The organism is Thioclava atlantica, from assembly GCF_000737065.1.
In the GTDB taxonomy this organism is placed as follows: domain Bacteria; phylum Pseudomonadota; class Alphaproteobacteria; order Rhodobacterales; family Rhodobacteraceae; genus Thioclava; species Thioclava atlantica.
This window is the reverse complement of record NZ_AQRC01000006.1, coordinates 69,022-95,813: the sequence shown is the minus strand read 5'-3', so window position 1 is coordinate 95,813 and position 26,792 is coordinate 69,022. Positions and strand designations below refer to the sequence as shown.

Genomic DNA, 26,792 nt, shown 5'->3' with positions numbered 1-26,792 from the left:
TCTAGATCCGGAAAATCGGCTGCAGCATCCGCGGCAGGAGGGATTTGAACCTGAGCGGCGCGTCGGTCGCGGCGAGGCAGATGCACACATCCTCCATCCCCGCCACCGGCGTATGATCGAGATCATCGGTCGCGACCTCCACATCGCCGACGCCGAACCGTCCGGTCTCGTCCGAGAAGGAGCCCTGCAGCACCAGCGTCAGTTCGAGCCCGTTATGGCCGTGATCGGGCACCGCCATCCCCGGCGGGATGTAGAGCAGCCGCGCCGACCCCTCGCCATCCTCGCTCAGGATCGCCTGTCGGATACCGCCGCCGAGCGACCGCCAGCGCGGCTCCGGCCCTCCCATCGCCTCGACCACCGCGCCGGGATAGATCCCGGTCCGCTGCGGTTTCGCGGGCTCGGGCGACGGATCGGCGTCGAGCCCGTCGAAGATCCGCGCCCGCAGATCGTCGGAGGGCGCGACCGTGTCGAGCGTTTCCAGTACCAGCCCGCCCGCAAGCTCCTCGGCCTCGAGGCGCGCGCGGCAATCGTCGCATTGGCTCACATGCGCGGCCACGACCAGCGAGAACGCATGGCCGAGGCTGCCGGTCGCATAGGACCGGATGAGCCAGTCGGGCAGATGATGCGAGATCTCTTTCATTCTTCTCTCAGATCCCTCAATTCGTGACGTAGCTTCTCCAGCGCCAGCCGGATCCGCGACTTGATCGTTCCCAGGGCGAGACCGGTGGCCTCCCGAATTTCCGCCTGCGTCAGCTCGCCCACATAGGCGCGCTCGATGATCTCGCGCTGCGCCTGGGGCAGCGTCTCGAGCGCCTCGCGGAGCTGCGCGGCCTCCTGTTCCAGACCGATGAGCGCATCGGCCTGAGGTGTGTCGCGCGTCTCGGCCTCGGCGACCATCTCGTCGGGCACCGGGCGGGGCCGGCGCCGGATCACGTCGATCTGCCGGTTCCGCGCGATCCGGTAGATCCAGGCCGAGGCGCGCGCACGGTTTTCATCGTAGAGATGCGCCTTGCGCCAGATCGTGAGCATCACGTCCTGCACCACATCCTCGGCTGCCGCACCAGGCATCCCCGAGCGCATCAGCATCCCCTTGAGACGCGGCACGAAGTAATCGTAGAGCCGCGCGAAAGCTGCCTTGTCCCGCCTGTCGCGCACCGCAACGAGCCATTCCGTTTGCTCGCAAGGGCCCTCGGGCGTCGCAGCTGAAGGTTTTCGATCGTCCATCTTCTTCCCGGAACGAGGCGCAGCCGCCGTGATCGACGGAGGCAAATTTCTCTCGAAGTCTATGGTCATTTCCCTCAGCATGGTCCTGTTACGGCAGGACGGCGAAAAGGGATCACCCGGAGGTCGCAAAACTTCTGATCCAAAGCCTAGCAGCCAACGTTACGTCTGCAAGAGCTTTGGGAGTAGTGTCCATGTCCTTCGATGCCCAGCATCCTCACGCGCAACATATCGCCATCATCGGTGCGGGTATTTCCGGTCTGGCAGCGGCCTGGCAGCTCGCACCCCATAACCGCGTGACGATCTACGAGGCGGAACCGCGGCTGGGAGGGCACTCGCGGACCATCACCGCCGGGCGCAATGGCGACCAGCCTGTCGATACCGGCTTCATCGTCTTCAACTACGCGAATTATCCGCATCTGACCCGGATGTTCGCAGAGCTCGACGTCCCGGTGGAGCGCTCGGACATGAGCTTCGGGGTCTCGATCGACCAGGGAAGGATCGAATATGCACTGCGCGACCTGCGCGGGCTCGTCGCGCAGAAACGCAACCTGCTGCGTCCCGGCTTTGCCCGGATGATCGCGGATATCGCGAAATTCAACTCGCGCGCGGTCGAGATGGCGAAGAGCGACGAGGTCACGATCGACATGCTTCTCGACGAGTTGGGGCTGGGCGAGTGGTTTCGCCGCTACTATCTTCTGCCGATCTGCGGGGCGATCTGGTCGACGCCGGCCGACGAGATCGGCGCTTTCCCGGCGAAAAGCCTGCTGCGCTTCTTCGAGAACCACGCGCTGCTCTCGGCGACGGGGCAGCATCAGTGGTGGACGGTGTCGGGCGGCTCGATCGAATATGTGAAACGGCTGGAGCAAGCGCTTCGGCTGCGCGGGGTCGAATTTCGGCTCGGCACGCCAGTGACCTCAGTCCAGCGCGGGTCCAAATCCGTCACTATTTCGGCGCAAAACGCGTCTCCTGAGCAGTTCGATCAGGTGATCTTCGCCTGCCATTCCGATCAGGCGCTGAGGCTGCTTGCGAAACCCGGCGAGACCGAGGCGACCGCGCTTTCGGCGGTGCGCTACCAGCCCAACGATGTCTATCTGCACCGGGATGCGGGACAGATGCCCAAGCGCCGGGCCTGCTGGTCGAGCTGGGTCTATCAGGCGCATACGCAAGCTGCGGAGACGCGGCTCGGCGTTACCTACTGGATGAACCGGTTGCAGAACATCCCCGAGTCCGATCCGCACTTCGTGACGCTCAATCCCGAGACCCCGATCCCCGAGGAGGCGATCTACGATCACGAGGTCTTCTGGCACCCCGTCTTCGACCGGCCCGCCCTGCGCGCGCAGGAGAAGATCCAGGCGATTCAGGGTCAAAACCGCACCTGGTATGCCGGGGCATGGTTGCGCCACGGGTTTCACGAGGACGGGTTCGCCTCGGCGGTGCGGGTGGCGCGGGCGCTCAATCGCGGCGCGATCCCGCAACCCGGTCTCGAAAAGGTGCTGGCATGAACGGTGAATTCTGCCCCGGAACGACGATCCATTCCCGGCGCGGCGCGATCGGGCATCAGTTCCGTTACCACGTGGATTATGTCCTGATCGATCCCGAGGCCGAGGGCCCATGGCCTCGGCTGTTCTCGCGGAAGGGCCGGGCGCTGGCGCGGGTGGAGGATCGCGACTATGGCGGTGCGCCGGGCAAGGGCGAGGGGGCTGTTTGGGTCCGGCGCCAGCTCGCCCGCCTGGGGGCGCCGCAGCCCGCAAAGCTGCTGCTTCTGACCCAGCCGCGCATTTTCGGGGCGGGTTTCAACCCGGTGAATCTCTGGTTCGCCTTTGATGCGGAGGGCGCGTTGCGTGCCGTCCTCGCCGAGGTCAACAACACTTTCGGCGACCGGCATTCCTATCTCTGCGCGACCGAGAATTTCGAGCCTATCGAGGCTCAAACCGAACTTTTCGTGCGCAAGATCTTCCATGTCTCGCCGTTCCAGGAAATCGCCGGAGAGTACCGTTTCCGCTTCCATATCGACGTGGCGCGGATCCGGATCCGGATCGACCATCGCAACGGGGCGGAAGGCGTGATCGCGACGCTCGGTGTCGATCGTCTGCCGCTGACGTCGCGCGCCTTGCTGCGCGCGGCTTTGCGTCGGCCGCTCACCCCGATCCGGACGATGGGCCTGATCCATTGGCAGGCCCTCAAGCTCAAGCTCAAGGGGGCGCGCTACCTGCCGCGCCCCGTTCCCCCCAGCGAGGAGATCAGCCGATGATGCCCTTCCTGACGAACCGCATCCGCCACGAATTCCTCGAAACCTGCGAAAAGATCCAGCACGGCACGTTGCATCTGCGCCTGCCGGGGGGCGAGACGCGGTATTTCGGTCGCGGCGCGCCGCACGCAGAGATGGAGATCCGTGACTGGCAGGCGGTGGTGATGATGGCCGCGCGCGGCGATGTCGGCCTGGGCGAGGCCTATATCGCGGGGTTCTGGGACACGCCCTCGATCGAGGCGCTGCTCTCGCTCGCGCTGAAGAATCTCGAGATCGTCGACGGCTATGCCTATGCCGGGTTCTGGTCGAACCTGAAGTTCCGGATCGTGGACCGTTTGCTGCGGGCGAACTCGCTGCGCGGTGCGTCGCGCAACATCCGCTCGCATTACGATGTGGGCAACGAGTTCTACCAGATCTGGCTCGACGAGGGGATGAGCTATTCCTCGGGTCTCTTCGCGCCGGGCGACGATGATCTGCACCGGGCCCAGAACCGCAAGCTCGACCGGATCCTCGACAATCTCGGCACCGGCGAGCGGGTGCTCGAGATCGGTTGCGGCTGGGGGCATTTCGCCGAACGCGCCGCCGATCAGGGGCGGCAGGTCACCGGTATCACGATCTCGCCCAGCCAGAAGGGTTATGCCGATGCGCGGCTCGACGGGCGCGCCGAGATCCGGCTGCAGGATTACCGGCGCACGCCCGGAACCTTCGACCATATCGTGTCGATCGAGATGATCGAGGCGGTGGGCGAGCGTTATTGGCCGACCTATTTCGGCACGCTCAAGGATCGGCTCTCGGAAGGGGGAACGGCGATGATTCAGGCCATAACAGTGTCTGATTCCTACTTCCCGACCTATCGCGAGACCTCGGATTTCATTCGCCAATACACCTTCCCGGGGGGGATGTTGCTGTCGGATGGCGTGATCCGGGATCAGGCCGAGAGAGCCGGGCTCGCGGTGCGCGAGAGTTTCGGCTTCGGGCAGGACTATGCCGAGACCTGCCGGCAATGGGCCGCGCGCCTCAAGGAGCGCAGCGCGCGGGCCGCGAAGATGGGCTATGGCCCCGAGTTCCTGCGCGGCTGGCTCTATTATCTCGAAGCCTGCGCGGCGGCCTTTGCGGTTGGCCATACCGATGTCGTTCAGGTCCAACTGGCACATGCGAGGGCATGAGATGATGATCAAGATCCTCTTCGCCATCCTCCTCCTGATCCTGGCGGGGATCGTGCTGCGGCATGTGTTTTTCAGTTTTCCCGCTCAGCGCAGTGCCGATTACGCGGCCGATACACCGGTCTTCGACATCCGCCAGGCCTTCGCAGGGCCGGTCGAGGCGCATGGCATCATCTATGGCCCCACCGGGCGCGTGACCTCGCGCTTCCGGGCGATCATGCGCGGCAGCTTCACCAACGAGGGCGGGGTGATCGAGGAGGAATTCGAATATGCCTCGGGCCGGCGGCAGAACCGTGCCTGGCATATCCGGTTCGGTCCGAATGGCGAGATCTCCTCGACCGCCGACGATATCGAGGGCAGGGCCGAGATGGAGCAGAAGGGCAACGCGCTCCGGATGCGCTACCGGCTGCGGCTGCCCGAGGATGCGGGCGGGCATGTGCTCGACGTCACCGACTGGATCTATCTGATGCCGGACGGAACGTTGCTGAACCGATCGCAGATGCGCAAGTTCGGGGTCAAGGTGGCCGAGCTCTTCGCGGTCATGCGCCCGATGGCCGGACCGGCGGAGTGATCACTCGAAGCACTCCGCGCGCCCGTCGCGCTTGATCGTCGCGGCCCCGTCGATGATCGCGTTCGCGCGGCGCGACAGATAGGCCGTCGGCTTGGCGGCGGAGCGGTCCTTCGGATCGGGCAGCACCGCGGCGATCAGTGCCGCCTGCCGCGCCGAAAGCTTGTCGGGCGAGGTCCGGAAATAGCGATAGGCGGCAGCGTCGATGCCGAAGGCGCCTTTGTCGAACTCGGCCACATTGAGATAGATTTCGAGGATGCGCTTCTTGCCCCAGATCGCCTCGGCGAAGGGGGTGAGCGCGGCTTCGAGCGCCTTGCGCAGCCAGTTCCGGCCCTGCCACAGGAAGACGTTCTTCACGGTCTGCTGGGTGATCGTCGAGGCACCGCGATTGCCACCCTCGTCGATCGCCTCGCGGATCGCGCGCATGTCGAAGCCCCAGTGATTGCAGAAATTCGCATCCTCCGCCGCGACGACCGAGCGCGCGGCGACGGGTGCGATCTTCTCGAGCGGCACCCATTTCTGGTCGATCACGCCCAGATGGCGGCGCGCGTTCCACATCGTCCAGGTGGTCGGCGGATTGACGAACTTGTAGAGAAAGAGCAGCGCGAGCAGCAGCGCCGCAAACGCGAGCACCCCGCGTGCGGCCCATTTCAGGACCCGCCGGAACGGTGCCTTCAGCGCATCCGTGCCGCGCGCCCGCGTGGAGGGTTTGCGGGTTTTCCTGCTCGATTTCTTCTTCGTCGCCATGGCGCCATAAGTCATGGAGCAGGCGTTTGGGTCAAGCCGCCAAGAGCGCCAATTCCGCCCCGCGCGCGACCTGTCGCGCAGTTACCATGTTCTCGATCGGGTCGGCGTGACGGCGCGCCCAGGCGGCGCGGATCTCGGAACTGAGCGCGCGGCTCTCCTCCAGGATCATGTTGCCGGGAAACAGGCTCTCGCTCGGCACGCCCTCCGCGGTGAGGATGTGATGGGCATCGAGCAGCAGGTGCACGTAGCGCACGCTGGAAGTGCGCATGATCCGGATCGTGTGGCCGTTCACGAGGTGTTTGGCGGCGATGAGAACCTCGTCCACCCCGCAGGTGAGTTCCGCGCGCCAGCCCTCGATCAGCATTCGATGCTGCTGCGAGACGACAAGCGGGCGGCGGTTGCCGAGCGCGCCGGCTTCGAAACGGACCGGGGCGTGGCTGCCATCGCCGCGCACCTCGCGCCCGCCGGCCCAGAGGATCGGCTGCGCGCCGCCGTCGCGGGTCAGCACCAAATCGCCCGCCCGCAACGTCTCGACCGGGCGTTCGCCTCCGGGCGTCGCGATGAGCGTTCCGGCCGCGAAACATTGCGGGCCGAGATCGCCCACCGGCGCCTGCGTGCTCTGGGTGACATAGGTCGCACTGACGAAGGTCACGTTATGCAGGATGGTGCCGTCCGAGGGGGTGAAGACCGCGCGCCCGTCGGTAAGGTAGAACGTGTCGCCGGTGATCGTGTATTGCACGCCGTTGGGTTTCTCGACGGTGATCGTGTCGCCGCGCCAGACCGCGTTGACCCGCGTGCCGTCGATCGAATCGCGGGCCCAGTAATTGGTGGTGATCCACCCGTCATTGTTGTGATCGGTGATCGACAGCGTGGTCGGCGAAAGGGCGGTGCCCGCCGAGGGCGGATTGCCCGGATCCATCAGGAAGAACTGATCGTAATAAGTCGCCACTGTCCTGCTCGCCGCCTGCAATTTCTTGCCCATTTCCCGGGCCTTGAGCCGGGAAATACTCAGAAATCTTGGTTAAATTGAGGCGTCTAGACGGTGGTTCTGGAGCAGCGAGGTCGTCCGTCAGAGCGCGGAAGGCCCCACGATCCGGGCCAGATCACCGATCGAGCCCTGCGAGATTTCGCGCCCCGTAAGCGCGGTGGTGCCGCCTTCGCGAAGCGCCGTCTCGATCCGGTGGTGGAAATCGGGCTCGATCCGGGTCTGCAGCATCCGGTCGGAAACATGGCCCAGCCGGTGCAGACGATCGAGCGTCTCATGCGCGGTGCCCTTGTGCAGCAGGACGAAGACCGCGGAACCGCCCTCGGGCAGGCTCTCGCCGGCGGCGTGAAGGAACCCGTCATTGATACCGAGATCGGTGGCATGGCCCGCGACCGCACCGGCGCCCGCTCCGATCGCGGCCCCGATCACCGGCGCCATGAAGACGAGCCCGAGCAGACCGCCCCAGACGGCCCCGCCGACGGCCCCCATCGCGGTGGTGTTCGCCTCCTGATGCAGGCGCACGTCGCCGGTCGGTTCGCGGGTCACGAGGACGATATCCTGCGCGGAGATCATCCCTTCGCGGCGCAGCGCCTCGAGCTGGTCACGAAGCGCGAAACCGGCGCTTTCGGTGTCATGGGCGAGGATCAGAAGTTCGGACATCGCTTCCTCCGGACGTGACAAGGGGCGAGACTTTCGCCTCGCCCCCAAAACGTCCGGGATCGTCGCGGGTTCCTTACTCTGCGGGAACCGCCTGGGGTTCGTCGCTCAGCGGGTAGGGCAGGTGGACGAGCATTTCCTTCGGGCAGACCTGCAGGAAATTGGCTTTCTCGGTGTCCCAGTGCTGAAGGATTTCGCTGGCCTTGCGCGAGTTGGTCTCGGCGACATGGCGCTCGATCAGCCCCTTGAGCTGGGCCTCCCAATGCGCATGGCCGAGCCCGCAGGTCACGAGGCTTTCGAGGTTCATCATGTCCTCGGCAACCCCTTCGGGATCGTAGAGATAGGCCATGCCGCCGGTCATGCCCGCGCCGAAATTCGCCCCGATCGAGCCGAGGATCACCGCGACGCCGCCCGTCATGTATTCGCAGCCGTTCGAACCGCAGCCCTCGACGACGACCTTCGCCCCCGAGTTGCGCACCGCGAAACGCTCGCCCGCGCGGCCTGCCGCGAAGAGATACCCGTCGGTCGCCCCGTAAAGCACGGTATTGCCGATGATGGTGTTCTCCGAGGCGTCGAGCGGCGAGACCATCGGCGGACGCACGACGATCGTGCCGCCCGACAGGCCCTTGCCCACATAGTCGTTCGCATCGCCCGAAACCTCGAGCTTGAGCCCCGGCGCCGCGAAGGCCCCGAGCGACTGGCCGCAGGACCCGGTCAGCTTCACCGTGAGATGGTCGGGCTGAAGCGCGTTCTTCATGCCGAACTTCTTCACGATATGGCTCGAGGCGCGCGTCCCGATGGTGCGCAGCGTGTTGCGCACCGCATAGGAGAGCTGCATCTTCTCGCCATCCTCGAAGAAGCGTGCACCGTCGCGGATGATCTCGGCATCGAGCGTGTCGGGCACCCAGTTGCGCGGCTTCGACCGGTCATAGACGATCTTGTCCCAGCCATCGACGGTGATCAGGAGCGGGTTGAGATCCAGATCGTCGAGATGCGCCGAACCGCGGCTGACCTGATGGAGCAGGTCGGCACGCCCGATCACCTCGTCGAGCGAACGCGCGCCGATCGAGGCAAGGATTTCGCGGACTTCCTGGGCATAGAAGGTGATCAGGTTCACCACCTTGTCCGCCGTGCCGGTGAACTTGGCGCGCAGCTCGGGGTCTTGCGTGCAGACGCCCACCGGGCAGGTGTTCGACTGGCACTGACGCACCATGATGCAGCCCATCGCGATCAGCGCCGCGGTGCCGATGCCGTATTCCTCGGCCCCCATCATCGCCGCCATCACGATGTCGCGGCCCGTACGCAACCCGCCATCGGTGCGCAGGGTGACGCGTTCGCGCAGGTTGTTCATCGCGAGCACCTGATGCGCCTCGGTCAGACCCATCTCCCACGGCAGACCCGCATATTTGATCGAGGTCGCGGGCGACGCACCCGTGCCGCCATTGTGGCCCGAGATCAGGATGATGTCGGCCTTCGCCTTCGCGACACCGGCCGCGATCGTGCCGACGCCCGAGGAGGCCACCAGCTTCACCGTCACTTTGACCTTCGGGTTGATCTGCTTGAGGTCGTAGATCAGCTGCGCGAGGTCTTCGATCGAGTAGATGTCATGGTGTGGCGGCGGCGAGATCAGCGTCACGCCCTTGGTCGAGTGACGCAGCCGCGCGATCAGGTCGGTGACCTTCATGCCGGGAAGCTGGCCGCCTTCGCCCGGCTTGGCGCCCTGGGCCACCTTGATCTCAAGCTCTTCGCAATGGTTGAGGTATTCGGCGGTCACACCGAAACGACCCGAGGCCACCTGCTTGATCTTCGCCGAGGGGTTGTCGCCATTGGGCTCGGGCACGAAATGCGCCGGATCCTCGCCGCCTTCCCCCGAATCCGATTTCGCGCCGATCCGGTTCATCGCGACGTTGAGCAGCTTGTGCGCCTCGGGCGAGAGCGCGCCGAGCGACATCCCCGGGGTGACGAAGCGCTTGCGGATCGAGGTGATCGATTCCACCTCCTCGATCGGCACCGGTTTCGCCAGCGGCTTGATGTCGAGCATGTCGCGGATATGGATCGGCGGGTTCGCCCGCATCATCGCGGAATACTGCTTCCACAGATCGTAGCTCGCGCGGTTGCAGGCCGATTGCAGCATATGCATCGACTGCGCACCCCAGGCATGGGCCTCGCCGGTGCGGCGCGCCTTGTAGAAGCCGCCGATCGGGAGCACGTCCTGACCGCCTTTCCAGCCCTTGGCATGAACCTCTTCGAGCTTGTGCTGGATGCCGTGCAGACCGATCCCCGAGATCCGGCTCTGCATGCCGGGGAAGTACTCGTTCACCATCGCGCGGCTCAGGCCCACGGCCTCGAAATTCAGGCCGCCGCGATAGGAGGAGATCACCGAGATGCCCATCTTCGACATGATCTTGAGAAGGCCGGCATTGATCGCGTCGCGATAGCGGCGCATCGCATCGACGAGCGACCCTTCGATCAGGCCGCGATTGATCCGGTCGGCGATCGTGTCCTGCGCGAGATAGGCGTTCACGGTGGTCGCGCCCGCGCCGATCAGCACCGCGAAGTAATGCGGGTCGATGCACTCGGCCGAGCGCACGTTGATCGAGCAGAAGGTCCGCAGGCCCTTCTGGGTGAGCCAGCTATGCACGGCGGAGGTCGCGAGGATCATCGGCATCGCGACCTTGCCCTCGTCCTGCCCCTCGTCGGTCAGCACGATATGGAGCGCGCCCGAGCGCACCGCATCCTCGGCTTCCAGGCGGATCCGGGTCAGACCTTCGCGCAGCGCTTCCTGATCGGCATCAGCCGGGAAGGTGCAGTCGATCATCGTCACCTGCTCGCCGAATTGCTTCAGCATCACCTCGAATTCGGCATTCGCGAGGAAGGGGCTTTCGAGGATCCAGATCTCGGTTTGCGAGCTGTCCTCGTCCAGCACGTTCTTGAGGTTGCCGAAGCGCGTCTTGAGCGACATCACGCGGCTTTCGCGCAGGCTGTCGATCGGCGGGTTGGTGACCTGGCTGAAGTTCTGCCGGAAGAAGTGGCTCAGCGGGCGGTATTGCTTGGAGAGAACCGCCGGAGGGGTGTCGTCGCCCATCGAGGCGATCGCTTCCTTGCCGTCCTCGGCCATCGGCGAGAGGATCTGTTCGATCTCCTCGATCGAGTAGCCCGCCGCGATCTGGCGTTTGCGCAGGTCGCCGCCGGAGAATTTCGACTCTTCGGGCACATCGGCGAGAAGCGCGTTGAGATCGGTGACCTTGCTCACCCATTCGCCGAAGGGCTGGCTGGCGGCCAGCTTGTCCTTGATTTCCACGTCGTGATAGAGGCGGCCCTCTTTCATGTCGACCGCGATCATCTGGCCCGGGCCGAGCGCGCCCTTCTCGACCACGGTGGCCTCGTCGATCGGCACCATGCCGGCCTCCGAGCCCGCGATCAGCTGGCCGTCGCCGGTGATGACGTAGCGCAGCGGGCGCAACCCGTTGCGGTCGAGACCGCCGCAGACCCAGCGGCCATCGGTCATCGCGAGCGCGGCGGGGCCGTCCCACGGCTCCATCACCGCGTTGCAATAGGCATACATGTCCTGCCAGGCCGAGGGCATGTTGTCGATCGCGTTCGACCACGGCTCGGGCACCAGCATGGTCTTCACCATCGGCGCGTTGCGGCCCGAGCGCACCATCAGTTCGAACACCGCATCGAGCGCGCCGGAATCCGAGGCGCCGGCCGGGATGATCGGCTTGATGTCCTCGGCGCCTTCGCCGAAGGCCGACGAGGCCATGCGGATCTCGTGGCTCTTCATCCAGTTGCTGTTGCCCTTGATCGTGTTGATCTCGCCGTTATGGGCGAGCATCCGGAAGGGCTGGGCCAGCCACCATTGCGGGAAGGTGTTGGTCGAATAGCGCTGGTGGTAGATCGCGAAGGCACTCTCGAACCGATCATCCTTGAGGTCGGGATAGAACTCGGCGACCTGCTCGGCCAGCATCATCCCCTTGTAGATGATCGAACGGCAGGACAGCGAGCAGATGTAGAGCCCGTTGATCTGTGCCGCGATCGCCGCTTTCTCGATGCGGCGGCGGATGATGTAGAGGTCGCGCTCGAACTGCTCGTCGTCGATATCCCTGTCGTTGCGGATCAGGATCTGCTCGATTTCGGGACGGGTCGCGTTGGCCTTCTCGCCCAGCACCTCGGTATTCACCGGCACGTGGCGCCAGCCGTAGATGTAGTGGCCCATCCGCAGAACTTCGGATTCCACGATCGTCCGGCAGCGCTCCTGCGCGCCGAAATCGGTGCGCGGCAGGAAGACCTGACCGACCGCGATCATCTTCTCCATGTCCGGCTCGTGGCCGGTGCGGCGAATCTGGTCATAGAAGAAGGGCGCCGGGATCTGCACGTGGATGCCCGCCCCGTCGCCGGTCTTGCCGTCGGCGTCGACGGCACCGCGATGCCAGATCGCCTTGAGCGCGTCGATGCCGTGCTCGACCACCTTGCGCGAGGCCTTGCCGTCGAGCGAGACCACGAGGCCCACGCCGCAGGAGGCCTTCTCGTCCTCTTCCTTCCAGAGCGAGTTCTCGTCCATCCATTTGCGCTTGGCTTCCTCGGCGGCCACCCAGGCTTCATCATATTTGGTCATCTCAGTGCCTCCTTGGAGAATGAGCGGGAATTCGGGGTGAACCGGATCAGGGTCTGCGCCGCCCCGGGCGCTCCGGTCATCATCATGTCGCAGTCATATTCCGGCGTCTGGCTGGAAAAGCCGGGATCGCCGGGGAAATCGAAACGCGCGGGGCTGTCGTCGAATGTCGCGACCTCGCCATCGGCGCTTTCGAAGCGTTCGGGGCCGCTGAGGAACAGGCGCTCCTTGCGGCTGATATATTGCGTGCCGGAGCGGTTCGAGATCGGCTCGCCCGCGCCGGTCTCCTCGCGCAGCTCGAAACTGATCGTCTCGAGCAGCACATCGTCGATCTTGATCGACTTGCCGGTGAGCCGGTCCGTCCCGCGATAGCGCCGGCTCTCGCCGAAATTGCTCCGCGTGACGAAATCGTAATCGTCCTTGCCAGTGGAAAGGAGCGTCGAGAAGGAGGGAAGATCGCCCGAGGCGGCAGTGTCGAGCAGTTCGACCTCGCCGGTCTCGGTTGCAAGGCTCTCGAGCCAGCGCGTCTCGCCGTCGATATGGCTCACGTAATAGAGCCCGTTGCCATCACTATAGGCCGCCCATTGATCGCCGGCGGGATCTGCGGCGCAGCGGTAGTGATTGGCGACCTGGCAATTGTGCATCTGCACGGTCATGAAGACCTCGCAACCGGCGGGCGGCGCGAAATCGGCCGCGTGCGCGGGCAGAGCGCCGAGAAGCGCCCCCCAGATCGCGGTGCCGATCGTCTTCGACCACATTGCCAGATCCATCCTTTCGAGAAGAGGCAGGGGCGGATTACTCCGCCGCGACCGCCGCGACATTGTCGAGGTAGCGCAGGATCGAGCCGCCGGCCTCGCGACCGTCGCGGATCGCCCAGACCACGAGGCTCGCGCCGCGCACGATGTCGCCCACCGCATAGACGCCGGGGATCGAGGTGGCATGGGTGCCGAACTCGGCCTTCACGGTGCCCCAGCGGGTGGTTTCGAGATCGTCCGCCTGCCACTGGCCGGCGAGATCCTCGGGTTCGAAGCCAAGCGCCTTGATCACCAGATCGGCCTCTTCCTCGTAGATGCCGTCCTCGATCTTCTCGGGACGCTGCCGGCCTGAGGCGTCGGGGGCGCCCAGACGCATCTGCTGCACCAGGACCTTCTGCACCGGATCGCCCGAGAAGCCCGCGGGCGCCGAGAGCCAGACGAATTCGACGCCCTCTTCCTCGGCGTTCTGCACTTCGCGCTGCGAGCCCGGCATGTTCGCGCGGTCGCGGCGATAGAGACATTTCACGCTGGTCGCGCCCTGGCGGATGGCGGTGCGCACGCAGTCCATCGCGGTGTCGCCACCGCCGATGACGACGACGCGCTTGCCTTCCGCATTCAGCGTGCCGTCCTCGAATTCCGGCACGTCATCGCCGAAGCTGAGCTTGTTCGAGACGGTCAGGTAGTCGATCGCGCGCACGATGCCCGCGGCATCCGCACCCGGATCGGTCAACTCGCGCGTCTTGTAGACGCCCGTCGCGATGAGTACCGCGTCATGCTTGCCGCGGATCGCGTCGAAGGAGATGTCGGTGCCGACATTGCAGTTGAGCACGAATTCGACGCCGCCCTCTTCGAGCTGCTTGACGCGGTTCATCACCACGTCCTTCTCCAGCTTGAAGCCGGGGATGCCATAGGTCATCAGCCCGCCCGCGCGGTCGTAGCGATCGTAGACGGTGACCTGCACGCCGGCGCGGCGCAACACGTCGGCCGCCGAAAGGCCGCCCGGACCCGCGCCGATGATGGCGACGCTCTCGGCGCGCTCGGTGGCGGGCTTGATCGGCTTCACCCAGCCCATGTCCCAGGCGGTGTCGGTGATGTATTTCTCGACCGCGCCGATGGTGACGGTGCCGTGGCCCGACTGTTCGATCACGCAATTGCCTTCGCACAGGCGGTCCTGCGGGCAGATCCGGCCGCAGATCTCGGGGAAGGTGTTGGTGGCCTGGCTGAGCTCGTAGGCCTCCTGAAGACGACCCTCGGCGGTCAGGCGCAGCCAGTCGGGGATGTTGTTATGGAGCGGGCAATGCGTGTGGCAATAGGGCACGCCGCACTGGCTGCAGCGGCTCGCCTGTTCCTTCGCCTTCTCGTCGGCGAATTCGCGATAGATCTCGTTGAAATCATGGGAGCGGACATCTGCATCCCGCTTCTGAGGCATCTCCTTCGCCGTGTGGACGAATTTGAGCATCGGTTGCTTGGCCATGTCGGCGCCTCCCTGAGTGAACCGTGGGTGCGCATTGCTACACCGCTTCTCAGGGCAATAAAAGTAAGCACAACTGACCTAAATGTCAGATTTTTGGCCGAAAGGTGTGGGCGGCCGCACCATTTTCGCAAAAAATAGGTCAACTCGCGTTACCTTTACCTCGCCGCGCCGTTGAAAAATTGGCGTCGGCAGGCCCGAGTTGATCGATTCGAACCCCCTCAGCTTACCACACCGGTGCCCAGAAGAGTCAGCAACAGCCCCCCGAACAGGATCCGGTAGACCGCGAAGATCGTGAAGCGGTGCCCCTGGATGTAGCCGAGCAGCCATTTCACCGCGACGAAGGCGGTCACGGTCGAGACGACGAAGGCAATGCCGAGCGAGCCCCAGTTCTCGGGTTGGCCGTTGCCGTGGGTGATCTGCTTGAGCAGTTCGTAGCCGCTCGCCGCATACATCGTGGGGATGCCGACGAGGAAGGCGAACTCGGTCGCCGCCGCCCGGTTCGAGGTGCCCAGAAGCATCGCGACGAAGATCGTCGCCGCCGAGCGCGAGGTGCCGGGGAAGATCCCCGCGACGATCTGCGCCAGACCCACCCCGATCGCGACCCGCCAGAGGATCGCGCTGTTGTCGCGCTGCCTGTCGGCGACCTGCTCGGCAAACAGCATCCAGATGCCGCCGATCACCAGCGCCCAGGCCACCGGCTGGATCGTGGTCGGCAATTCGAAGCCCATCTTCTTCACGATCAGGCCCAGAACCGCTGTGATCGCGAAGGCCACCGTCAGCTTGAGGAGATAATCGCGGTTCGCGGGTTCGCGCCAGTGAAACAGCAGCTCCATCAGACGCCGCCAGTAAATCAGCGTGACCGCGAGGATCGCCCCGGCCTGAATCACGATATTATAGGTGTCGGACCGCGTGCCGAGCCAATGTTCGGCGAGGATCAGGTGGCCGGTGGAGGAAATGGGAAGGAACTCGGTGATCCCTTCGATCACACCGAGCACGACATCATTGAGATAGGTCACGAATGCTCGCCCCGTTCAGGATGGAAATTGGTCGCGGGCCAGCCGCGGATCTCAGATCTTGCGAAGGTTCTTCGCCGAGGCCTTGATCGCGTCATATTGCCCGTGGGGGCGGAAGCGCCACAGATAGCCCGGCAGCACCGCCTCCAGCGCGACCGGCTGGATGCCGAGATAGGCAAAGCCCTTCGCGCCCTCCGAGACGACATTGTCCTTCTGGAGGTTCTTCACCTGATCGCGGGTCAGGATGCGGTTGACGAAAAGCCCCCCGGTCACGACTTGCCCCAGATCGAAGACGCCACCCAGCAACGAGGCGATCCCGCGCGGGAGCGAAATCACCGCGCGGCGGCGATTGATCATCCCGAGCATCTTGTCGATCAGGTCGCGGAAGGTCTCGACATCGGGTCCGCCCAGTTCGTAGATCCCCGGCGCGACCTCGCCATCGGCGGCCTTCACCGCGGCCTTGGCCACGTCATCGACGAAGACCGGCTGGAATTTGGTCTGGCCGCCGGTGATCGGCAGGATCGGCGAGAAGCGCGCCATCGAGGCGAATTTGTTGAAGAACCCGTCCTCGTTGCCGAAGATCACCGAGGGGCGCAGGATCACCGCTTGCGGATAGGCCTCGAGCACGGCTTTCTCGCCGACGGCCTTGGTGCGGGCATAGGCGCTCTCGCTTTCGGGATCGGCGCCGATCGCCGAGATCTGCACCAGTTTCGGCACGCCCAGTTCCGCGGCGATCCGCGCGACACGCCCGGCACCGGCCTCCTGCACGGAGGAGAAGGTGTTCTTGCCCTCGTTCACCAGCAGGCCCACGCAGTTGATCACCGCATCCGCGCCCTGCATCGCCGCGCGCACGCTGGCATCGTCGCGGATGTTGCACAGAACCGGCTCGACCTGGCCCACCGCGCCGTAAGGTTTGACGAAAAGTGCCTCATTCGGCCGCCGCACGGCGACGCGGATGCGCCAGCCGTCCTTTGCCATACGTCGCGCGATATAGCGCCCGACGAACCCCGAACCGCCGTAAATCGTGACCAGCTTCGACATGGGCAGAGGCCTTTCCTTCCGAGATTTTTCGCCTCTTGATTACTCCCAAGACCCTGCTGGAACAAGGGCAAAGACCCGTGAACGGGGGGGCTGGTAAAAATTCGCGCCAATCCCCGTTGACAGTTATTGCACGCCTCTGTAAATCGCGCTCCACGACACCTGCCCAGGTGGCGGAATTGGTAGACGCGCACGGTTCAGGTCCGTGTGCCGCAAGGCGTGGAGGTTCGAGTCCTCTCCTGGGCACCAAATACCAGCGAAAAGCTCGGAAAACTTCGGTTTTCCGGGCTTTTCTCTTTCCTGGCTCCGAACTGCGCTAAACAGTCGTCATTCGATCGCAGCACCGGGTCGCCATGAGGCGGGCGGCCCCGCGACAAAATGCGGCACCGGTGGCGACGTGTCGCGCCCGCCGGGGTCAGGACACGGCATCGCGTTCTTCGCCGATGATCCGCTCCGCTGCCAATCGGCCCAGATCGCGTGCCCGCTCCAGTCCCTGCACGAACGGATTGCTGGGAAGAAGCACCGGGATCGCGACGCATGTGATCGTTCCCCGGCACCCTTCCGGGACGCGGATGGAGAGGGTCGACGGGTCGAATTCTCCCATTGCCGCGAGGGTCGGGAACTTCAGGCCGGAGAGGTCCGCGGCTCTTTGCCCGCGCGCATCGATGAGAGCGTCGACGAAAAGCGCCCCCGAAGCGCCCTCGACGAGGACGCCGGCGCCGCGCGGGTTGATCGTGTAGTCGGAGCCGAGCCGCGTCAGCTCCAGAACCCCTGCCTCATGCAGGGCGAGCATGCGGCGAATGGACCTGTGCGGGACCGAGGCATAGATGTCGGCAAAGACCGGTTTCAGCTCCCGCGAGAAGATCTCCCGCTCCTGCGCGCTCAGATGCGGGATGATCCGCTCATAGATCTCATGCGCCTTCAGCAGCGCCGGGCGCCAGGGGTCGGCGGTGCGCGCCTCACGCTGAACCGATGCGATTTCCACGAGGGAGCGGGCAACCTCCCAGGGATCTCCCTTCATCCGCTCCGCGAAATGCCGGTCGGCGAACCCGTCCAGTTTCTCGGGAGAGGTTCGCTGGGCGTAGTCCGGGTCGAGTGCCGCGATGTCGCTCGCAAGGATCCGGTGGCAGCGCGCCAGGAGGTTCTTCGGACCGCGCGCGATTTCCCTGGAGACCGCGTCTTCATCAAAGCTCGGGAGACCCGGAAGCGGCAATTCGTAATACCAGTCTGCATCCGGCAACAGGCCCCGCCGCGACATCATTACCGCCCGGAACGCCTCGGCGGACGGGGCCGGGTCCCAGCGCACATCCTCGCCGTCCTCGACGAAGGTCCCGTGGAACACGGCCAGGGCCAGAACCGTGTCGATCGCAGTCAGGGAGCTTCCCAATATCCCGACCTTGCACCCGATGAACCGTCTGAGCGCTTTGGCGGGCCAGGGCGCGTGAAGGGTCACGCCCGAGCTGTGGACCCTGTCCGCCCATTGATGCCCGGTCGCCACGACGACATGGTCATAGCGCGCCGTGCCATCCCCGGAGGGAGATTGCCACGAGACCTCCGTTCCCTCGGGGCCTGGCACGATATCCCTCACCGTGTAGCGCGAACGGACCTCGACACGGTGCCCGAGCCTGCGCGCCCGCGCGACGAGCGCCGCGAGCTGAGCGGTGAAGTAGCGGCCCAGGACGAGACGGGGAAAGAAGGTTTCGGGGCCGATTTCCTCCTCCGAAAGGCCGAATTCGCTTAGGGTCTGGGTGTCGCAGTCCGACAGGAACTCCACCAATGTCTGCAACACCGGCGGGATCTCGCGGCTTCCGATATTGGAGAGCATCTCACTGGTGTTGATCTCTTCGCGATAGGGCATGCCGGGACCGACTTCGCGGTCCCGCTCGAAGACATGGATATCGAGAGGGAAGGGTGCATCGAGCAGATGGCGCAGCGCGTAGATTGCCGTCGGCCCGCCCCCGATCAAGGCCACTGTCGCAAGCGGAGCATTCCCTCGCCGCACCGGTGGCGCGCCACCGACATGCCCGACGGGCTCGCCCTGCCTGGCACGCATCCCAGCTTTGCCCATGCGGATGTCCTCAAGTTCATCGAGCGGAGGTCCGGAGGTCCGATACCTCACATTCCCTCCCGAACACTTGAACCGATGCGATCCCGGTTCGGTTCCGTCTCTTCATGAGGGGTGCGAGGCGCGGAGCTTTTCTGGCCTTGCGATGTCAGGCCTTTGGGTCAGTGCCGCCGAACCGGGGTCTTGCGGCCTTCGATGAAGGTTTCGGTGAACCCGCCCAAGCCATCCCGGCGCAGGAACAGAACCTCGAGCCCGAGATCCCGCGCGATCTCGCCGCCCGCGCGCTCCCCCAGCACGGTGAAGGCCGTGGCCCAGGCATCGGCGGCGGCGCAGGCATTTGCGATCACGGTGACGGAAGCGGGGCCTTCGGGCAGCGGTGCGCGCCGGGCCGGGTCCATCGTATGCGGCAGGCGGGTCTCCCCAAGATCGACCCAGTGGCGGTAATCGCCCGAGGTGGCGATCGCGGCCGCTTCCAGCTCGATCAGTTTCAACCCGTCGCGGATCTCGTAATCGGGTTTTTCCAGCACGATCGGCCAACCGCGCCCGTCGGGGCGGCTTCCGAGAACCCGCAACTCGCCGTCGATTCCGAAGACACCGGCCGAGATACCCTGCATCCGGGCCGCCTCGGCGAGCCGGTCGGCGCCAAAGCCTTTCGCGATCCCGTTGAGATCGAGGGCAAGGGGTGCATGGGCGCGGGCGCGTCCGTTGGGCAGATCTAGCTCGACCAGTTCATGTCCAGGTGGGCGCCGCCCGCCCGTGATCTCGTCACGGATCGCCGAGCCGTCGGCGGGGTCCGGTCCGAAGCCCCAGGCACGGGTGACGGAACCCAGGGCGATGTCGAAAGCGCCGCGAGAGAGACGTCCGACCGTCAGCCCCAGATCGAGCACCGCCATCATCTCGGGCGGCAGGTCGACCCAGATGCCGGGCGCGGTGCGGTTGAAACGGTTGAGATCGGACGTCTCGATCCAGGCCGACATCTGGGCGTCGACCCGGCGCACCGCGACCTCCATCGCAGCGCGCACGGGCTCGGCCGAAATCCCTTCGGGCAGGTGAAACAGAGCCTGCCAGCGGGTGCCCATCACCGGCCCGCTGAGCGTGTGCCGGATCAGGCCGAATTCAGAAGACATCCTCGACATAGCGTCCCTCCTGCCGCAATTGGTTGGGGTCCAGCCCGAGCGGGGCCAGCGCCTCGGCCAGCGCATGGCCCACGCCATGCGCCATGTCGCGCCCGCCGCAGATCATCACCCGAGCGCCCTGCGCGATCAGATGGGCGACCTGTTCGGCATCCTCGATCAGGAGATGCTGCACATAGCGGCCCGGACGGCTGCGCGAACTGGCGGTCATCAGGCGGGTGAGCTTGCCCTCCGATTGCCACCGGGCGAGGTCGTCGTGATAGGGCATCTCTCTCTCGCGGGCGCGAAAACCCATATAGAGATGCACGTCGCGCTTGCGGCGATTGCCGCGCACGAAGCCCGCGAGCGCGCCGACGCCGGCCCCCGCCCCGATCAGGATGAGCGGCGCGTCATCCGAGGCGACGCGAAAGCGCGGATTGGGCGCGAGCGAGGCCCGGACCTGCGCCCCCGGTTCCAGCGAAGTCAGCCAGGGCGAGACCAACCCGCCCGGCTGCGAGCGCACGCAGATCTCGACGAAACCGTCGCGCGCCGAACTTGCGAGCGAATAGGAACGGGGCCTGCTGCCCGCGCCATCGGGATGGATCATCAGCAGGTCGCCTGCCTGGAAGCCCGCGAAACCCCGCCCGCGCAGCCGGTCGGCCAGCGACCGGCGCGGCAGCGCGAAGCGCAGGATCGAGGTCGGCGCCTGCATGTCCGTTCCGTAATCGCGCCGCGAGATCAGCCTCAGCGTCCGGGTCCGGGGCGGGGCGAGCGCGAAATGCAGTTCGAGCCCGAGCGCATGGCCCATCGCCTTCACCCAGTCGGCGGCATCGCGTTCCGACTGGCGGTCCACGCCGCCGGGAGTGAGCAGCATCTTCCAGCGCAGGTCCCGCGCCGCATCGACGATCTTCGCCGCGAAACCGCAATAGTTCGGATAGGAGCTGTCCCCGAACCCCAGAAGCCCGAGCGGCGCGCTGGGCGGGCGCGGCAATGCCCTGAGCCGGCCGAGGAAGCCGCGCGCATCCTCGGGCGCATCGCCATCGCCGGAGGTCGCCGCGAAGAGCAGGATCGCCTCGGCCGCAAGGTAGCGGCTCGGGTCGAAATTGTGCATCTCGCCCAGATGGACGCTCTTGCCCGCCATCCGCAGCGCCCGCGCCGCGGCCTCGGCAAAGCGCCAGGTGGTGCCGCTTTCGGAGCCCACGAGGAGGATGATCTCGGCGTCGCGGGCAGAGGCGCTGCCCTTCTGGCGCGAGCTGCGTCCCTTGAGCCAGGCGACGAGCCCGGTGCCGCTCAGGACCGGAACGGCCAGAGCGCACAGACCGAGGAGTAGGCCCAGCCAGGCCGCGCCTTGTCCGGTATGGATCATCCGCACCCAGCCCATGATCTTCGACAGCGTCCCGCGCGGGGCCCAACCCTCGAGTTGGCCCGAAACAGGGTCGATATAGCCGGCTCCGGCCTGCGTCTCGATCTGGTAGAGCCCGTTCGGATCGCCCTGCCGCGGCAGCGAGATCTTCACGAGATCGCTCGTCGGAATGGTGCGCAGGCTCGGGATCGTGGCGGGCGGCAGGGGTGTTCCGGAGGCGACCTGCGCGGGAAAGGCGGGCATCGGGTCGGTGACCGGAACGAGGTTGAAGGTGGCCGCGCCCATCGTCAGTCCGGTCAGGACCGAGACGATGAGCCCGATCCCCGCGACCCGCGCGATCCGCAGATGCCAGGCATTGGCGGAGCGGTTGCGCACCGTGCCGAAAAGCGCGCGCCAGCCGCCCATGCGCCGCGCGGCGACCGCGTAGCCGGAAAAGATCAGGAGCGCCATCGCTACCGCCGCGGCGAGCACGATCAGGCGGCCCGGATTGTCAAGAAACAGCGCCCGGTGAAGATTGACCAGCCAGGTCTCGATCCGCGACGGAGCATAGGGCCCGATCACCGCGCCGGTCGCCGGATCGAGGCGCGAGCGCTGGAAGCCGTTCGGACCGAAGGCGGTGGCGATCACCTGGCCGCCCGGCTTGCGCTCGATCTGGCTCAGGCCGGGCATCGCGGTCTCGGCATGGCTTACCAGCGTCGCGAGATCGCTCGGCGCGCCGCCGCCCGACCCTTCAAGCGCGGGGAAGACCGAGAGCGCGACGCCCGTCAGGGAGACGACGATCAGGACGATGGCGGCGGCAAGCCCCGCCCAGCGATGCAGCGCACGCAGCATGGCTCACCTCACATGCTGAAGCTGAAGGACTGGATATAGCCGCGCCCCGCGACGGGTTTGCCCGCATTCTTGCTGCTGAGCGGGACGATCACGTCATTGGGGCTTTCGGGCATGCCTTCGACCGCGGCGTCGATCCGGATCTGATAGCCCGCGTCGATCAGCGACTGCTTGAGATCGACCGACACGTTGAGCGAGCGACCCGAGCCGACCGAGGCGCCGGTCACGCCCGCGACCGCGGAGGGCGACCCGCCCGTCGCGCGATACCAGTCGATCAGGTGCGGCCAGTAGCGGCGCTCGCCATAGGCCAGCCAGAGCGTGCGCACGTAACGGCCCTGAGGATCGGTCAGGTAATAGGCGAGATAGGCGGGGTTGCCCCAGTAGTTGCGCATCTGGGTATGAAGGGTCACGGTCTGCGCCGACGCCAGCGCCGGCAGGGTGAGCGCAGTGGTCACGCCAAGGGTGGCCATCAACTTCTTCATGAGTCGCATCCTTCTTTCTGCTCGGTTCGGAACATCTCCGATTGCAGCCCTTCTCGCGCGTGCGTCTGAAGGTGTCCTGAAGCGCTCTCGCCTTGTGCTTCAGCGCGGCTTAAGGTTCGGCGCTATAAGTGGCAGCATGACGGGCGGCCGGCGCGAGGGCCGAGGGGATGCGATGCGAATTCTGCTGATCGAGGATGACACGGTGCTGGGCTCGGCCGTGGCTGACCAGATCCGGGCCGATGGCCACGGGCTCGACTGGGCGACACGGCTCGACGAGGCCGATGCGGCCTTTCGCAGCTCGGGCTACGATCTCGTGCTGCTCGACGGGCGGGGGCTGCCCTTCCTGAAGGAGCTGCGCAATCGCGGCGATGTCACCCCGGTCATCATCCTCACCGCGCTCGATCAGGTCTCTGACCGGATCTCGGGCCTCAATGCGGGGGCCGATGACTACCTCGTGAAACCCTTCGATCTGGCCGAGCTCTCGGCCCGGATCGGTTCGGTCGCGCGGCGCTATGCCGGCAATCCGAACCCGCTCATCACGCTGGGCGGGCTCGAGATCGACCTCGCCGCGCGGTCGGTGCTGCGCGACGGTCGCAAGGTCGCGCTCACCGGGCGGGAATGGGCGTTGTTCGAAGCCTTCGTTCAGCGGCCGAACCAGCTCCTGAGCAAGCCGCAGCTCGAGGAGGTGCTCTATTCCTACGACGATTGCGTGGGCTCGAACACGATCGAGGTCCATGTCAGCCATCTGCGCAAGAAACTCGGGCGCGACGTGATCGTGACCGAGCGCGGTCTGGGCTATCGGCTGGGGGCGCGATGAAGGTGCGCTCGCTGACCTGGCGCGTCGCGCTCGCCGCGGGCGCGGCCGTCACCATCCTGTGGCTCCTCGCCGCGGGGATCACCGCGCGCCTCCTTTCGGGCGAGATGGGGCAGGTCTTCGACCGCGAGATGCGCGCGACAGCCGAGCGTATCCTGCCGATCATCATCCATGAGAGGCGAGACGACGACGGCACGCATGATGCCGACCAGAGCCATGACGCGATCGACCTGAGCCGCCTGCGCGAAGGCAATGACGCGCTCGCCTTCGTGCTGCGCAATCGCTACGACGAGGTCTTTCTGCGCTCGTCGGGGGCGGCCGCGATGCCGTTCCCCGATGCGCCGAAGAACGGGTTCGCCACGGTCTCCGATCACCGCTTCTACACGGTGAGTTCCCCGCGTGGCGATTTCTCGATCACGGTGGGCGAGCCACTGTCGCACCGGCACGCCGTCGCGCGCGAAATGCTGATGGGGCTTTCGCTGCCGCTGGTGCTGGTGATCCCGATCGCGCTGGCGGCGATCCTGTTCGCGGTGCGGCGTTCGCTCGCGCCGGTGGCCCGGCTGGGCGCGGAGCTCGAGGCGCGCGGGCCGACCCGGCTCGATCCGCTTCCGAGCGAGGGGGTGGTGCGGGAACTGGTTCCGATCGTGGTGGGGATCGACGGGCTGATGGAACGGCTGGGCGCCGCTTTCGATGCCGAGCGCGCCTTCGCCTCGAATGCCGCGCATGAGATGCGCACGCCGGTCGCGGGCGCGATCGCGCAGGCGCAGAGACTGCGCGCCGAGACCTCGGATCCGGCGGCGGCGGCGCGGGCGGACGAGATCGAGGCGACGCTCAAGCGGCTCAACGCGCTGTCCGAGAAGCTGATGCAACTCGCACGCGCCGAGGGCTCGCGGCTGCGGCTCGACCGCGAGAGCGATCTGCGCATGGTGCTGCGCGTGGTGGTCGAGGATTTCACCCGCGCAGGGGCCCCGGCCCCGGTTTCGCTCGATCTGCCCGATGCGCCGGTGATGTCCGATCTCGATCCCGACGCTTTCGGCATCCTCGCGCGCAACCTGATCGAGAACGCGCTGCGCCACGGCGCGAAAGGCCGGCCGGTCGAGGTGAGCCTCGCTCCGACTGGCAGCCTGAGCGTGCGCAACGAGGGCAAGGTCGTGGAGGAGGCGGACCTGGCGCGGCTCTCGAACCGTTTCGCACGCGGCGACGGGGCGGGGGACGGCACCGGGCTGGGGCTCGCGATCGTCCATGTCGTGGCCGAGCGGGCGGGGGCGGATCTGCGCCTCTATTCACCGGCGCCCGGGCGCGCGGACGGGTTCGAGGCGCGGTTCGTCCCGCATTGAGCGCCGATTGCGGGCGGGTTTGCGGGCGCGTGCGGAAGATCGCGCATCGGCAGAGCGGATTGCGCGCCGATGCGGGGCTTCGCGCGTTGGCAACCGGGCATCAAAGCGCTTATATGCCCCGGCAGAAAGACGAGGAAGGACAAGCCGTGGCGATCCACCTGCATCACAACGATCTGCCCGAGGGGCTCGATCTCGGGCCCGTCGTGGCCATCGATACCGAAACCATGGGGCTCGACCCGCGCCGCGACCGGCTCTGCCTCGTGCAGCTTTCCGCGGGCGACGGCGATGCGCATCTGGTCAAGATCGAGAAGGGCCAGACCGAGGCGCCGCGGCTATGCGCGCTGCTCGAGGACCGCAATACCGAGAAGCTCTTTCACTTCGCCCGGTTCGATATCGCCGCGCTCTATAACGCGTTCGGCGTTCTCACCCGGCCGGTCTTCTGTACCAAGATCGCATCGAAGATGGTGCGGACCTTCACCGACCGTCACGGGCTGAAGGTGCTCGTGCAGGAACTCGCGGGCGTCGATATCTCGAAGCAGCAGCAAAGCTCGGACTGGGGCGCGGCGGAGCTGACCGACGCGCAGATGGAATATGCGGCTTCGGACGTGCTCTACCTTCACAAGATCAAGGCCGAGCTGGTGATCCGCCTCAAGCGCGAAGGCCGCATGGATCTGGCCCAGGCCTGTTTCGATTTCCTGCCCACGCGCGCGCATCTCGACCTGCTGGGATGGGAGGAGCCCAATGACATCTTCCACCACTGATTACAGCGCGACCGCGCGCCGGGTGATCGAGATCGAGGCGGCAGGGCTCAAGGCGCTGGCCGCGAGTCTCGATGGCGCGTTTTCCCGCGCTGTGGAGATGATCCTCGAGACCAAGGGGCGGGTGATCGTCTCGGGCATGGGCAAGTCGGGCCATATCGGGCGCAAGATCGCGGCGACGCTGGCCTCGACCGGAACGCCCGCGCATTTCGTTCATCCCGCCGAGGCGAGCCATGGCGATCTCGGGATGGTCACGCGCGACGATCTGGCGCTGGTGCTGTCGAATTCCGGCGAGACCCCGGAACTGGCCGACCTGATCGCGCATACGCGCCGTTTCCAGATCCCGCTGATCGGGGTGGCGAGCCGCCCCGGCTCGACCTTGTTGCGGCAGGCGGATCTGGCGCTCGAGCTGCCCGCGGCCGAGGAAGCCTGCGGGACGGGCGTGGTGCCCACCACCTCGACGACGATGACGCTCGCGCTGGGCGATGCGCTCGCGGTGGCGCTGATGGAGCATCGCGAATTCACCGCCGAGCATTTCCGCACCTTCCATCCCGGCGGCAAGCTGGGCGCCCGGCTGTCGAAAGTTGCCGATCTGATGCATCGCGACATGCCGCTGGTCTCGCAGGACACGCCGATGCCCGAGGCGCTTCTGGTGATGAGCCAGAAAGGCTTCGGCGTGATCGGCGCGACCGATGCCGAGGGGCGACTCGTCGGGATCGTCACCGACGGTGACTTGCGGCGCCATATGGAGGGGCTGCTCGATCACAAGGTGAGCGAGGTGATGACCGCCCATCCGCGCACGATCGGCCCCGACCAGCTCGCCGAGGCCGCGGTGGCTCAGATGAACGAGCGCAAGATCACCTGTCTCTTCGTGGTCGAGAACGAGCAGCCCGTGGGCTTCCTGCAGATCCATGACTGCATGAGGGCCGGGATCGTCTGATGGCCTATGACAACAGCCATACGCGGTTGGTGGGCTGGGCGAAGATCGTCCTGCCGCTGATCGCGCTGGCTTTGTTGTCCACGATCTTCCTGATCTCGCGCCGGATCGACCCGAGCGCGGCGATTCCCTATGCCAAGGTCGATGTCGAGAAGCTCGCGCGGGAAAACGCGCTGACGCGCCCCGAATATGCCGGGATGACGCGGAGCGGGGCGACGCTTTCGGTGACGGCGCAGCAGGCCCGCACCGTGGCGACCTCGACCGACGGTGCGAGCGCCGACCAGATCGCGGCGAAGCTCACCACGCGCGACGGCAAGGTGACCGATCTGAATTCGAAACAGGGTCTGTTCCGGCCCGATCAGTCGAAAGTCGTGCTCTCGGGCGGGGTCGCCTTGCAGACCTCCGATGGCTACCGGATGCATTCCGACCTGATCGACCTGCAGACCGCACTCGGGACGATGATATCGCCCGGCCCGGTGCAGGGGCAGGCCCCCTTCGGCACGCTCGATGCCGGCGCGATGACGATGACGCCGACCGAAGATGGCAAAGGGCATGATCTTGTTTTCAACGAAGGCGTGAAGCTGATATATCAGCCATGAAGGTGAGGGTGTG

The 26,792-nt window shown here is 65.9% G+C and carries 23 protein-coding genes and 1 tRNA gene; 10 read left to right on the top strand and 14 right to left on the bottom strand.

Annotated elements, in window-relative coordinates:
* Nucleotide 1: 1 nt before the first annotated feature.
* Both DW2_RS09160 and DW2_RS09155 read right to left on the bottom strand, forming a co-directional pair.
* Nucleotides 2–640, bottom strand: coding sequence for a ChrR family anti-sigma-E factor (locus tag DW2_RS09160; protein WP_038145643.1), 639 nt, complete (start codon nucleotides 638–640; stop codon nucleotides 2–4).
* Nucleotides 637–1,224 carry a sigma-70 family RNA polymerase sigma factor gene (locus DW2_RS09155; protein ID WP_051855762.1) on the bottom strand — a complete coding sequence of 196 codons (588 nt, stop codon included), beginning with the start codon at nucleotides 1,222–1,224 and terminating at the stop codon, nucleotides 637–639. The genes DW2_RS09160 and DW2_RS09155 overlap by 4 nt, the downstream gene beginning before the upstream one ends.
* Nucleotides 1,225–1,415: 191 nt before the next feature.
* Between DW2_RS09155 and DW2_RS09150 the strand changes: the two genes are divergently transcribed.
* The 4 genes from DW2_RS09150 to DW2_RS09135 are packed head-to-tail and all read left to right on the top strand — an operon-like array spanning nucleotide 1,416 to nucleotide 5,206.
* Entirely contained in the window at nucleotides 1,416–2,726 is a 1,311-nt protein-coding gene (locus tag DW2_RS09150) for an NAD(P)/FAD-dependent oxidoreductase (protein WP_051855759.1), read from the top strand.
* The gene (locus tag DW2_RS09145; protein ID WP_038145642.1) at nucleotides 2,723–3,475 is read left to right on the top strand and encodes a DUF1365 domain-containing protein; all 753 of its coding nucleotides are present in this window, start codon (nucleotides 2,723–2,725) and stop codon (nucleotides 3,473–3,475) included. Before DW2_RS09150 ends, DW2_RS09145 begins: the two co-directional genes overlap by 4 nt.
* Entirely contained in the window at nucleotides 3,475–4,638 is a 1,164-nt protein-coding gene (locus DW2_RS09140) for an SAM-dependent methyltransferase (protein ID WP_038145891.1), read from the top strand. Before DW2_RS09145 ends, DW2_RS09140 begins: the two co-directional genes overlap by 1 nt.
* A 1-nt stretch (nucleotide 4,639) precedes the next feature.
* Nucleotides 4,640–5,206, top strand: a complete 567-nt coding sequence (locus DW2_RS09135) for a DUF3833 family protein (RefSeq protein ID WP_337588240.1) — start codon at nucleotides 4,640–4,642, stop codon at nucleotides 5,204–5,206.
* Here the strand turns inward: DW2_RS09135 and mtgA are convergent, their stop codons facing one another.
* The 8 genes from mtgA to DW2_RS09095 form a co-directional block, all read right to left on the bottom strand.
* Complete coding sequence (gene mtgA / locus DW2_RS09130) at nucleotides 5,207–5,965, bottom strand: monofunctional biosynthetic peptidoglycan transglycosylase (protein WP_038145640.1); 759 nt, start codon at nucleotides 5,963–5,965, stop codon at nucleotides 5,207–5,209.
* A 16-nt stretch (nucleotides 5,966–5,981) separates the two neighbouring features.
* Nucleotides 5,982–6,932: a Hint domain-containing protein gene (locus DW2_RS09125; protein ID WP_081874924.1), complete on the bottom strand. Its 951-nt coding sequence runs from the start codon at nucleotides 6,930–6,932 to the stop codon at nucleotides 5,982–5,984.
* 87 nt (nucleotides 6,933–7,019) lie between these two features.
* Complete coding sequence (locus DW2_RS09120) at nucleotides 7,020–7,595, bottom strand: DUF1269 domain-containing protein (RefSeq protein WP_051855753.1); 576 nt, start codon at nucleotides 7,593–7,595, stop codon at nucleotides 7,020–7,022.
* Between the two features lie 73 nt (nucleotides 7,596–7,668).
* Complete coding sequence (gene gltB / locus DW2_RS09115) at nucleotides 7,669–12,207, bottom strand: glutamate synthase large subunit (RefSeq protein WP_038145638.1); 4,539 nt, start codon at nucleotides 12,205–12,207, stop codon at nucleotides 7,669–7,671.
* Nucleotides 12,204–12,962 (bottom strand): hypothetical protein, encoded by a 759-nt coding sequence (locus DW2_RS09110; RefSeq protein WP_202900107.1) that lies wholly within the window; start codon nucleotides 12,960–12,962, stop codon nucleotides 12,204–12,206. The genes gltB and DW2_RS09110 overlap by 4 nt, the downstream gene beginning before the upstream one ends.
* Before the next feature lie 37 nt (nucleotides 12,963–12,999).
* Complete coding sequence (locus DW2_RS09105; protein WP_038145635.1) at nucleotides 13,000–14,433, bottom strand: NAD(P)-dependent oxidoreductase; 1,434 nt, start codon at nucleotides 14,431–14,433, stop codon at nucleotides 13,000–13,002.
* A 218-nt stretch (nucleotides 14,434–14,651) separates the two neighbouring features.
* On the bottom strand, nucleotides 14,652–15,449 hold the full coding sequence (locus tag DW2_RS09100) for an undecaprenyl-diphosphate phosphatase (protein WP_038145633.1): 798 nt from the start codon (nucleotides 15,447–15,449) through the stop codon (nucleotides 14,652–14,654).
* Between the two features lie 51 nt (nucleotides 15,450–15,500).
* Complete coding sequence (locus tag DW2_RS09095; protein WP_038145631.1) at nucleotides 15,501–16,487, bottom strand: complex I NDUFA9 subunit family protein; 987 nt, start codon at nucleotides 16,485–16,487, stop codon at nucleotides 15,501–15,503.
* A gap of 161 nt (nucleotides 16,488–16,648) precedes the next feature.
* On the opposite strand from DW2_RS09095, the gene DW2_RS09090 reads away from it, so the two are divergent.
* Nucleotides 16,649–16,733: transfer RNA gene (locus tag DW2_RS09090), tRNA-Leu, on the top strand.
* Nucleotides 16,734–16,899: 166 nt separating this feature from the next.
* Here DW2_RS09090 and DW2_RS09085 read toward each other — a convergent pair.
* The 4 genes from DW2_RS09085 to DW2_RS09070 all read right to left on the bottom strand — a co-directional run bounded on the left by DW2_RS09085 (nucleotide 16,900) and on the right by DW2_RS09070 (nucleotide 22,334).
* Nucleotides 16,900–18,552 (bottom strand): FAD/NAD(P)-binding protein, encoded by a 1,653-nt coding sequence (locus DW2_RS09085; protein ID WP_081874923.1) that lies wholly within the window; start codon nucleotides 18,550–18,552, stop codon nucleotides 16,900–16,902.
* A gap of 158 nt (nucleotides 18,553–18,710) precedes the next feature.
* A complete protein-coding gene (locus tag DW2_RS09080; RefSeq protein ID WP_202900106.1) occupies nucleotides 18,711–19,685 on the bottom strand; it encodes an FAD:protein FMN transferase in 975 nt (324 codons plus the stop codon).
* The gene (locus DW2_RS09075) at nucleotides 19,666–21,855 is read right to left on the bottom strand and encodes a PepSY domain-containing protein (protein ID WP_038145630.1); all 2,190 of its coding nucleotides are present in this window, start codon (nucleotides 21,853–21,855) and stop codon (nucleotides 19,666–19,668) included. Before DW2_RS09075 ends, DW2_RS09080 begins: the two co-directional genes overlap by 20 nt.
* A gap of 8 nt (nucleotides 21,856–21,863) precedes the next feature.
* Entirely contained in the window at nucleotides 21,864–22,334 is a 471-nt protein-coding gene (locus tag DW2_RS09070; RefSeq protein WP_038145628.1) for a DUF2271 domain-containing protein, read from the bottom strand.
* A 172-nt stretch (nucleotides 22,335–22,506) separates the two neighbouring features.
* Between DW2_RS09070 and DW2_RS09065 the strand changes: the two genes are divergently transcribed.
* From DW2_RS09065 to DW2_RS09045, 5 genes are all read left to right on the top strand, one after another.
* Nucleotides 22,507–23,151 carry a winged helix-turn-helix domain-containing protein gene (locus DW2_RS09065; RefSeq protein WP_038145625.1) on the top strand — a complete coding sequence of 215 codons (645 nt, stop codon included), beginning with the start codon at nucleotides 22,507–22,509 and terminating at the stop codon, nucleotides 23,149–23,151.
* Nucleotides 23,148–24,485 (top strand): sensor histidine kinase, encoded by a 1,338-nt coding sequence (locus DW2_RS09060; protein WP_038145623.1) that lies wholly within the window; start codon nucleotides 23,148–23,150, stop codon nucleotides 24,483–24,485. The genes DW2_RS09065 and DW2_RS09060 overlap by 4 nt, the downstream gene beginning before the upstream one ends.
* A 146-nt stretch (nucleotides 24,486–24,631) precedes the next feature.
* A complete protein-coding gene (locus DW2_RS09055; RefSeq protein WP_038145621.1) occupies nucleotides 24,632–25,246 on the top strand; it encodes a ribonuclease D in 615 nt (204 codons plus the stop codon).
* Nucleotides 25,227–26,183: a KpsF/GutQ family sugar-phosphate isomerase gene (locus tag DW2_RS09050; protein ID WP_038145619.1), complete on the top strand. Its 957-nt coding sequence runs from the start codon at nucleotides 25,227–25,229 to the stop codon at nucleotides 26,181–26,183. Before DW2_RS09055 ends, DW2_RS09050 begins: the two co-directional genes overlap by 20 nt.
* Nucleotides 26,183–26,779: a hypothetical protein gene (locus DW2_RS09045; RefSeq protein ID WP_038145617.1), complete on the top strand. Its 597-nt coding sequence runs from the start codon at nucleotides 26,183–26,185 to the stop codon at nucleotides 26,777–26,779. The genes DW2_RS09050 and DW2_RS09045 overlap by 1 nt, the downstream gene beginning before the upstream one ends.
* Nucleotides 26,780–26,792: the final 13 nt, after the last annotated feature.